Below are 8,758 nucleotides of genomic sequence, written 5' to 3'. Positions count from 1 at the left end.
GCCGTTGCCCTGCTGGGCATGGCTGGCGGCGCGACGGCGGCAACCACTGCTGATCTGAGCGTGGTCGGCACCATCAAATCGCCGGCCTGCGGCGTGGTACTGGACGGCGGTGGCATCGTCGACTTCGGCAACATCAGCCGCACCCTGCTCAAGCCTGCCGAAAGCGCCGCGATCGGTGCCAAGGACATCGCCGCCACGGTCACCTGCACGGACGATACGCTGGTGCTGCTCAAGGTGGTCGACAACAAGGAGGCGGACAAGCCGACCGGCAACATGACCGTCAAGTTCGAGGGATCGAGCGTGCCGGGTACCGATGGCAGCCACGCGCCTGCAAATCTGCTGGGCCTTGGGCAGAGTCACGCCGGCACCCCGATCGGGGCGTATGCGTTGGCCTTCGGCCCGCCCGACGTTGATGGCATCACCGCGACCTATATCTACGCCAACAACGACGGTGCGATCAGCTACGACAACTACAGCACCACGGCATTGCATTTCAGAGGCAATACCAACGTCTACTTCGGTGCGAATACCGGCGGTGGTGCCAACCTGAACATGCCCGGCAAGGTGCACAAGTTCCCGATGGCGGTGGCCGTGTCGTTGGACAAGTCGGGCAACATCCCCGGTGACGCGGACGTCAGCCTGGATGGCAGCGCCACCCTGGAAGTGGTCTATCTGTAAATGGCCACGTTCACCTTGTATCCCAGGGTGAATGGCCGCCTGCCGCGCCGCTGCCTGGCGCGGCAGGCCACCCATGCAGGCACAGGGGCCGCTGTCCTGGCGTAGTGGCGTGGAATGTGCCGCCAGATATGGTTGATTACAGCATTGAATGTCGTTTTCGGACTTTCTTTATAGAAGTCGTGCGGCCCCGCCAAGAAAATACACGCACTCAACTGCCATTGGATTTCCCATGATCGTGTGCAAAATGAAGCTTCGTAGCGGTATCGCCGCATTGGCGCTGCTGTCGGTTTCTCTGCTGGCGGTGGGCACCGCGCAGGCCTCGCTGCAGCTGCAGTCGTCGGTGATCGTGGTCGATGCCGGCGAGGGCGAGGGGGTGATCAGCCTCAAGAACAAATCTGAATCGCCGGTGCTGCTGCACTCGGCGGTGGTGGATATCGCAGAAGACAGCGAGCCGCTGCTGCTGGTGACGCCGCCGATCACCCGGGTCGACCCGGGCGATACCCAGATGGTCCGTTTCATCCTCAAGAACGAGGGTGCCGGGCGCCCGGTCGAGCGGCTGCGCCGGGCGACCTTCGAAGGCATCCCGCAGGCCGCGCCCGGGGTGGTCAGCATCGCGGTGCGGCAGAACATCCCGGTGATCATCCGGCCCAAGGGGCTGAAGCCAAACAGCACGCCGTGGGCCCTGCTGCAGTGGCGACGCACCGCCAGTGGGCTGAGCGTGACCAATGCGGGCGCCTACGTGGTGCGGATGGCACCGGAGCTGAGCCTGGCCAGTGGCGGGGCCTCGCTGTCGCTGCCGCGCACCTACATCCTGCCCGGCGAGACCCTGGAGGTGCCGGCGGCAACCGCGTTGGCGGCGACCGAGCAGATTTCGTTCCGCCCGGCGTCGTTGAATGGCTATCTGCTGGAGCCGGTGCAGGCCGCGCTGGCCGCACCTGACGCAGCGAAGGCCGCACTGGCCGCACCTTGACCGCATGACCCCGGGCAGGCGTGGCCGCCTTTGGCGGCACGACCTGCATCCTGCAACGATTTCCTGCGAGCGCGCCTGACGCGCAGCAGATGGCGATGCAGATCGCCGTCCGCTGCTGCGAGGGCGGGCCGCGCGTGCCCAACGGTTGCCTATCCATGCTTGAGTTCCGGACCAAAACCAGGTTGTACAGCGCTATCCTGCTGGGCCTGTGCTGCCAGCAGGCCGCTGCCAGTGGCGGGGCCAGCGGCGCGGCGGCGCAGTTCGACGTGGATATTCTGGCCGCGCGTGGGCTGCCGGCCGAGCTGGCCGAATCGTTCAAGTACAGCAAGCGCTTCCTGGCCGGTGAACAGCCGGTGCTGCTCAAGGTCAACGGCACCCGCATCGGCACGCTGCCGGCCCGGTTCGACGCCGACGGCGCGCTGTGCGCCAGCCGCGAGCTGCTGGGCCGGGCCAATGTGGTGGTGCCCAACGACGCCGGTGAGGGCTGTATCGATCTGCCTGCCCTCTACCCGCAGGCGCTGGTGCACCTGCGCCCGGGGCGCGAAGAGGTCGAGCTGGTGCTGCCGCCCGAGGCGATCGGCAGCCGTACCGAAGATCCGCTGCTGGGCATGACCACCGGCGGTGGCGCGGCACTGTTCAATTACGACCTGCTGTACATGCGCAGCAACAGCGCCGCCACCAACAACAGCACCTTGCAGGCCGGCACCGAGCTGGGCTTCAACTACCGCGACTGGAGCTTCCGCAGCCGGCAGACGTTTTCACGCAGCAACGGCAACAGTGATTTCAACCACCTCGATGCCTATGCCCAGCGCAGCCTGCCGCAATCCAAGCGGGTGCTGCAGGTGGGCAAGTTCAACGCCAACGGGTCGATGTTCGACGCGCCGCCGCTGCTGGGTGCGCAGCTGTTCCCGGAAACCGCATTGCTCGACGAGGCCGGTAGCCGCGCGGTGGTCGAAGGCATCGCCGAGACCGAGGCGCGGGTCGAAGTACGCCAGGGCGGCGCGCTGATCCATTCCACCCTGGTGCCGCCGGGACCGTTCACCCTGACCGGACTGCAACTCAATAACGCCAACATCGATCTGGAGGTCAGCGTCATCGAAGCTGGTGGCGTGCGCCGCGGCTTCGTGGTGCCTGCCAGCAGCTTTGCGGTCGGCTTCGTGCCGCGCGAGCGCAGTTTCTCGCTGGCGCTGGGCAAGCCCTGGTACGACGGGGACAGCGCCATCGGCGTGCGCAAGGCACCTTGGCTGCTGGTCGGGCGGGCCGACCTGCCGTTGGGCAGTCGCGCCAACCTTGGGGTGGGCGGACTGTTGTCGCCGGACTACCAGGCGTTGGGCGCGCAATACACGGTGGCGGTGAACCGCTGGTTGAGCGGCGGCATCGGCCAGACCCTGTCATTCGATCATGCAGGGGCGGGCGTGGGTGCGCAGACCAGCCTCAATGCCAGCCTGCAGTTCAGCGATGCGTTTTCCGCCGATGCCTCCTACAGCCTGCAGACCGACGCCTATCGGGGTTTCCAGCAGGCCTCCGCGTTGCCGGAGGCACTACCCGACGACTGGAGCGATCCGCATGACCTGGAGCCGCGCAATGGACAGCGCCAGGCCAGTTTCAACCTGCAGTATCGACACCCGCTGCTGGGTGCGTTCGGCACAGGTTACTCGCGTTATTCCAGCGCCGGCTTGGCCGATACCCATCGTTCCACCCTGCGCTGGAGCAAGAGCAACCGCAATGGCTCGCTGTCGCTGAGTCTGGACAAGCTCAGCGGTGCGCGCAACGACCTGCTGGCATATGCCACCCTGACAGTGCCGCTGGGCCGCAGCGGCAGCTTGAACACCGGATATGCGCGTAATGATCGCCGGCAGGCACTGAGCGCCTCCTACCAGGACCGCATCAACGAGCAGGTCAGCTACCGGCTGCGGATGGAAACCAGCAGCGAAGAGACCACACCGAGCGTGGCGGCGCATGTCGCACTGCTGCCACGCTACCTGCGGGCCGACCTTGGCTTCTCGCGTTACGGCAACGGCAATACGCTGTATACCGGGCATGTGTCCGGTGGCATGGTGGCACACGACGAGGGCATCACCCTGTCACCGTATGCGGTGCGCGATACCTTCGCGCTGCTGTCGGTGCCGGGCACGCCGGGGGTGCGTATCCAGACCCCGCATGGCCCGGTCTGGACCGACGGCGATGGCCAGGCCGTAGCGCCGTTCATGCCGGCATATGCGCCGGTGCGGCTGGAAATGAGCACCCGCAGCCTGCCCAGGAACGTCGACGTGCGCAACGGCCTGAAGGTGCTGGGGCTGGGCCGTGGTGCGGTTGCCAAGGTCAACTTCGACGTGGTGCGCAGCCGCCGCGTTCTGCTGCGTCTGCTGGATGACGCAGGCGCGCCGCTGCCCAGCGGCAGCTCAGTGTTCGATCCGGCGGGGCAATGGCTGAGTTCGGTCAGTACCGACGGCATGGTGTTCCTCGATGGCCAGCAGTTGTCCGGGTCGTTGCGGGTGACGCTCGGCGACGCGACGGCCTGCCAGACGACCATCAGCCTGCCGGAATGGGCGCCCGCCGATTCCTATTATGAAAACGTCGACGCCGTCTGCGTGATGGAGCGCTGATCGTGCGGAAGCGAACAACCCGGAGACGTTGGTTCATGGCAATCGAATGCGTTACCTCCGCCTATGCACTTGCCGCACGTGCACTGACGGCCATGCTCGGCCTGCTGTTGGCGGGTGCGGCCTCGGCCAGCTGCGAGTTGAGCCTGGGGATGGCCGAGGCCGACCTCGGCCGGATCGTACCTGCCGAGGTGAACCCGCAGCACCGCGTCAGCGGCGACGTATCGCTGGGCCGACAGATGGGCACGCTGAACATCATTTGCAGCGTCCCCACAAGGCTGGAATTGCATTTTCGCGCACCTGTGGTGGATGGCCGTGGTTACCGGGTGGATCTTGGCGGCGGAAGCGGCGAGGCCAGGCTGGGGGTAATGCTGAGCCACGCCAGTGCCGACGGCCGCCCGGTCAGCCTGGCCTCGCTGCATCACCCGGAACGGCAGGGTAACGCGCTGGCCATGACGCCCGATGACGGGCTGCGCCTGCTGGTGGATGGTACCGATGCGGCAGTGCGGAGCTTTTCGGCGCAGGTCGAGATTGAGGTCAGTGCACCGGCATCGGCGCTACGCGCCAATGTCGACCTGCGGTTGCAGGGCCAGGGGCATTTCGAGGCGGTCGAACGCCCCTGAGAGGTCGTCGAGCGCTCCTGACGAGGGGCGCTCGACGGGGGCGTGCCGTGCGCTGCTGCACAGTGCCGGCAAACGGCGGTTGATGTCGCTGGCGTGCATCTACGCGCTGGCCAATTCCATCATCGGGCTGACCACCGGCGGGCACGAGGTCAAGGCCGGGCCGGCGCTGGTGTGGGCGGCGGTACTGTGCGTGGGCAACCTGGGCATGGCCGCGTTCGTGGCCGAGCACGGCTACCTGGATTTCACCAGCCACGTAGCCAAAATCGGGCGCATGCGCTTTGGAGCATCGCAGCGTTGCACCGTGCGACGTTGACCTCAACCACGGTTGAGGCCGGACACTGCGCGCCCATTCCCCAACGATGCCTGCCCATGTTGACCGATGCCCCCGTTGCGCCCGCCGGCCTGTTCGGTTTCATCAATCCCTCCGGCCTCTACGACCCCAGTGCCAACGGCTATTCGCACGTAGCGGTGGTGCGCCTGCCGGCGCGGGTGATCCATATTGCCGGGCAGGGCGGGGAAACTGCCGATGGCGCGTTGTCGCCGCAGTTCGCGGTGCAGGTGGCGCAGGCGCTGGACAACCTCAGCCTGGCGCTGGCATCGGCCGGCGCCAGCCTGGCCGACGTGGCCAAGTTGACCGTGCTGGTGGTCGACCACGACCAGGACCGGCTGGGCATCCTGTCCGAGCAGATCGGGCGGCGCTGGCCGCTGGGCCGCGCACCGACCTGCACGCTGATCCCGGTGCCGCGGCTGGCGCTGGACGGGATGCTGTTCGAGATCGAGGCGACCGCCTATACCGCCTGAACGACGGTCGGAACGACGGCTGGGCGGGGGCTGGTGATGAATATACGTAGCATATACGATACATATATTCCTGCTGCGAGAACTGCCGATGGGCATCGTCAACATCGACGACGAACTGCACGACAACCTGCGCCGCGCCAGCGGCGTTTCCGGGCGTTCGATCAATGCCCAGGCCGGGTTCTGGATCAAGATCGGCATGCTGTGCGAGATGAACCCCGGGATGAGCTACCAGGAGATCGTCAGCCGCGAGCTGCGCGCGGCCGGGGTCGCGCCGGGCGCGTTGCGGGTGGCCGAAGCATGATCAAGACGCTGGAGGAACAGGCGCTGATGCGCGCCTCCGGCCGGCTGCTGGCGCAGGTGTTCCAGGCCCTGGACCAGTTGCCGCTGGAAGGCATGAGCACGCTGCAGGTGAATGACTGGGTCGAACGTTTCATCGTCGATGAGCTGCAGGCGCGCCCGGCCAGCAAGGGCCAGTATGGCTTCGCCTACGTGCTCAACAGCTCGATCGACAATGTGGTCTGCCATGGCGTGCCCGCCGCCGATGCGATCCTGCGCAGCGGCAGCATCGTCAACCTGGATATCACCCTGGAGAAGGACGGCTTCATCGCCGATTCCAGCAAGACCTACCTGGTCGGTGAGGTGGACTACGCGGCCAAGCGGCTGGTGCGGGTCACCCGCGAGGCGATGTGGAAAGGCATTGGCGTAGTGCGGCCGGGGGCGACGCTGGGCGATATCGGCTTTGCCATCCAGCAGCACGCCAAGGCGCACGGCTACAGCGTGGTGCGCGAGTTCTGCGGCCATGGCATCGGCCGTGAGATGCACGAAGAGCCGCAGGTGCTGCATTACGGCCGGCGCGGCGATGGGCTGGAACTGGAAGAAGGCATGACCTTCACCATCGAGCCGATGATCAACCAGGGCCGTGCGGCGATCGACATGAGCGAGGATGGCTGGACGGTGACCACCCGTGACGGCAAGTTGTCGGCGCAGGCCGAGCATACGGTGCTGGTGACCGCCGATGGGGTGGAGGTGCTGACGCTGCGCGCCGAAGAGCGCGTGGCGCGCTGACCGGGGCAGCCGGGCATGGCCCGGCGCTACCCGGCGTCACCGCCGCGCGTGGACACCAGCTTGAGGAACGCCTCGTTCTGGTAGCGGCTCATCCGCAGCTGCTGGCCGGTGTCCATGGTCACCACGTGGTGGCCGTTGAACCACGGATGGATGGCCTTGACCCGGCGCACGTTGACGATCGCCGAGCGGTGCACGCGGGCGAAGTGACGCGGATCCAGCCGGGCGGCGAGGGTGGCCATGGTTTCGCGCAGCTCGTGCACGCGATCGACCAGGTGGATCTCTACGATGTTGCGCGCCGCCTTGATCCAGACGATGTCGTCCACCGCCACCAGCACCACGTGCTCGTCCACCCGCACCGGAATGCGCTGCAGGTAGTCCTCGCGCTGGCGCAGCGCATCCAGCGCCTGCAGGATCTGCGCCGAGGCCTGCGCGCCCACGCCGCTGGCCGCGGCCAATCGCGCCTTGGCGCGCTGCAGGGTGGCGGCGAAGCGCTCGCGGCTGAACGGCTTGACCAGGTAGTCCACCGCGTTGGCTTCGAACGCCTTGACCGCATACTGCTCGTAAGCGGTGACGAACACCGTGGCCGGAATGCGCTCGGCGCCGATGGTGGCGACCACGTCCATGCCGTTGATTGCCGGCATCTGGATGTCCAGGAACACCAGGTCCGGGGATTGATTGCGGATCGCCGCCACCGCCGCTACGCCGTCGCCGCACTCGCCGACGATCTCGATATCCGGATCGTCGCGCAGCAGGCGCACGATCGCGTGGCGCGCGATCGGCTCGTCGTCCACCACCAGCGCGGTCAGGGTCATGCCGGCGACAACCCAGGGTTGAACTCGGGCGCATCCTCGGCGCTCTCCAGCTCGCGGAACGGCACGCGGATGCGGCACACCACGCCCTCCGGCCAGATCCTGTCCAGGCGTACCTCGGCGGCATCGCCGTAGAGTTCCTGCAGCCGCAGGCGCGTGTTGGACATGCCGATGCCGTGCCCGGCCGAGGCGGCCGGCTCGGCCGAGAGCGTGCTGTTGCGGTTGCGGACCTCGATGCACAGCGCATCGCCGTCGCGGCGCGCTTCGATCTCGATGGTGTCGCTGCCCACGCGCTGGCCGATGCCGTGGCGCAACGCATTTTCCACCAATGGCTGCAGGATCAGGCTGGGCACGGCGCAGTCCAGCGTGTCAGGGGCGATATAGGTGCGGGTGGCCAGGCGGTCCTTGAAGCGCACGCGTTGGATGCCCAGGTACAGCTCGATCAGGTCCAGCTCCTGGCGCAGGCTGATTTCCTGGCCGTCGTAGTCTTCCAGGAACGCGCGCAGCAGCTCGCTCAGGCGCAGCAGCATGTCTTCGGCCGACAGCTTGTCTTCGTCGAGCAGGGTGATGATGGCGTGCAGCGTGTTGAACAGGAAATGCGGCTGCAGCTGCGACTTCAGCGCCAGCAGCCGCGATTGCGCCAGCTCGGTGGCCAGCTGGCTGGCTTCCAGCTCGCGCCGGGCTTTTTCGGCGTGGAAATGCAGTGCCTGCTGGATCGCAAACAGCGTCCAGTAGGTCAGCAAGCCGATGGCGAAGTGCTGTTCCAGGAAATAGCCCAACTGTTCGGCAAAACCGCTGGGTTCGTACAGGGTGGAGACCAGCGCGCCCAGCACCATCGCTGCCAGCGTCACGCACAGGCTGGCCACCACCTGCGCGCCAAGGCCGTGGAAGCGCTGGCTGCCGCGCACCGGGAAGCGTTCGGCCAGGCGGAACACGGTGGGGGCCAGGGCGGCCCAGGTGTACCACTGGATCAGCGACCAGCGGACCAGATCCCAGAGTGGCCATTGGGTGCGGGGCATGCCGGCGTTGATTGCGTTCTGCATGGCGAACACCAGGGCCACCAGCGTCCACAGGGCGATATAGCGTGACAGGCGGATCTGGGTGCTGCCGAGGCGGATGTTCATGACCGAATCCTGGGCCAGGCATCGCTGGCGAGCCCCATCTTAGGCAGGCCCCGCGCGGGCGGGAAGCGCCATGACGGCCCATTAC

10 protein-coding genes are annotated in these 8,758 nt (G+C 66.7%); 8 read left to right on the top strand and 2 right to left on the bottom strand.

Annotation, left to right across the window (positions count from 1 at the left end):
* The 8 genes from IC535_RS18025 to map all read left to right on the top strand — a co-directional run.
* Positions 1-678, top strand: a 678-nt coding sequence (locus IC535_RS18025; protein ID WP_228885461.1) for a DUF1120 domain-containing protein, incomplete at its 5' end; no start/stop codon positions are given.
* Positions 679-922: 244 nt separating this feature from the next.
* The gene (locus tag IC535_RS18020) at positions 923-1,648 is read left to right on the top strand and encodes a fimbria/pilus chaperone family protein (protein ID WP_228885462.1); all 726 of its coding nucleotides are present in this window, start codon (positions 923-925) and stop codon (positions 1,646-1,648) included.
* 182 nt (positions 1,649-1,830) lie between these two features.
* Positions 1,831-4,254, top strand: coding sequence for a fimbria/pilus outer membrane usher protein (locus IC535_RS18015; RefSeq protein WP_228885463.1), 2,424 nt, complete (start codon positions 1,831-1,833; stop codon positions 4,252-4,254).
* 35 nt (positions 4,255-4,289) lie between these two features.
* On the top strand, positions 4,290-4,874 hold the full coding sequence (locus tag IC535_RS18010) for a hypothetical protein (RefSeq protein WP_228885464.1): 585 nt from the start codon (positions 4,290-4,292) through the stop codon (positions 4,872-4,874).
* An 82-nt stretch (positions 4,875-4,956) separates the two neighbouring features.
* Positions 4,957-5,187 (top strand): hypothetical protein, encoded by a 231-nt coding sequence (locus IC535_RS18005; protein ID WP_228885465.1) that lies wholly within the window; start codon positions 4,957-4,959, stop codon positions 5,185-5,187.
* Positions 5,188-5,243: 56 nt separating this feature from the next.
* Positions 5,244-5,675: a RidA family protein gene (locus IC535_RS18000; RefSeq protein WP_228885466.1), complete on the top strand. Its 432-nt coding sequence runs from the start codon at positions 5,244-5,246 to the stop codon at positions 5,673-5,675.
* An 88-nt stretch (positions 5,676-5,763) separates the two neighbouring features.
* Entirely contained in the window at positions 5,764-5,976 is a 213-nt protein-coding gene (locus IC535_RS17995; RefSeq protein ID WP_038687903.1) for a ParD-like family protein, read from the top strand.
* A complete protein-coding gene (map, locus tag IC535_RS17990) occupies positions 5,973-6,740 on the top strand; it encodes a type I methionyl aminopeptidase (protein ID WP_228885467.1) in 768 nt (255 codons plus the stop codon). The genes IC535_RS17995 and map overlap by 4 nt, the downstream gene beginning before the upstream one ends.
* Before the next feature lie 26 nt (positions 6,741-6,766).
* On the opposite strand, the gene IC535_RS17985 is transcribed toward map, so the two are convergent.
* Both IC535_RS17985 and IC535_RS17980 read right to left on the bottom strand, forming a co-directional pair.
* Entirely contained in the window at positions 6,767-7,552 is a 786-nt protein-coding gene (locus IC535_RS17985; RefSeq protein ID WP_228885468.1) for a LytR/AlgR family response regulator transcription factor, read from the bottom strand.
* Entirely contained in the window at positions 7,549-8,673 is a 1,125-nt protein-coding gene (locus IC535_RS17980) for a sensor histidine kinase (protein ID WP_228885469.1), read from the bottom strand. Before IC535_RS17980 ends, IC535_RS17985 begins: the two co-directional genes overlap by 4 nt.
* Between the last annotated feature and the right edge of the window lie 85 nt (positions 8,674-8,758).

This window comes from Stenotrophomonas rhizophila (assembly GCF_020857975.1).
Taxonomy (GTDB): Bacteria; Pseudomonadota; Gammaproteobacteria; order Xanthomonadales; family Xanthomonadaceae; genus Stenotrophomonas; species Stenotrophomonas rhizophila_C.
The sequence above is the reverse complement of the archived record's forward strand: the minus strand, read 5'-3'. Positions and strand labels throughout refer to the sequence as shown.

Bases quoted from the DNA above. Each gene is read 5' to 3' on its own strand.
- map (WP_228885467.1), top strand. From the start codon at position 5,973: ATGATCAAGACGCTGGAGGAACAGGCGCTGATGCGCGCCTCCGGCCGG.
- IC535_RS17995 (WP_038687903.1), top strand. From the start codon at position 5,764: ATGGGCATCGTCAACATCGACGACGAACTGCACGACAACCTGCGCCGC.
- IC535_RS18010 (WP_228885464.1), top strand. From the start codon at position 4,290: ATGGCAATCGAATGCGTTACCTCCGCCTATGCACTTGCCGCACGTGCA.
- IC535_RS18005 (WP_228885465.1), top strand. From the start codon at position 4,957: ATGTCGCTGGCGTGCATCTACGCGCTGGCCAATTCCATCATCGGGCTG.
- IC535_RS17980 (WP_228885469.1), bottom strand. From the start codon at position 8,673: ATGAACATCCGCCTCGGCAGCACCCAGATCCGCCTGTCACGCTATATC.
- IC535_RS17985 (WP_228885468.1), bottom strand. From the start codon at position 7,552: ATGACCCTGACCGCGCTGGTGGTGGACGACGAGCCGATCGCGCGCCAC.
- IC535_RS18020 (WP_228885462.1), top strand. From the start codon at position 923: ATGAAGCTTCGTAGCGGTATCGCCGCATTGGCGCTGCTGTCGGTTTCT.
- IC535_RS18000 (WP_228885466.1), top strand. From the start codon at position 5,244: ATGTTGACCGATGCCCCCGTTGCGCCCGCCGGCCTGTTCGGTTTCATC.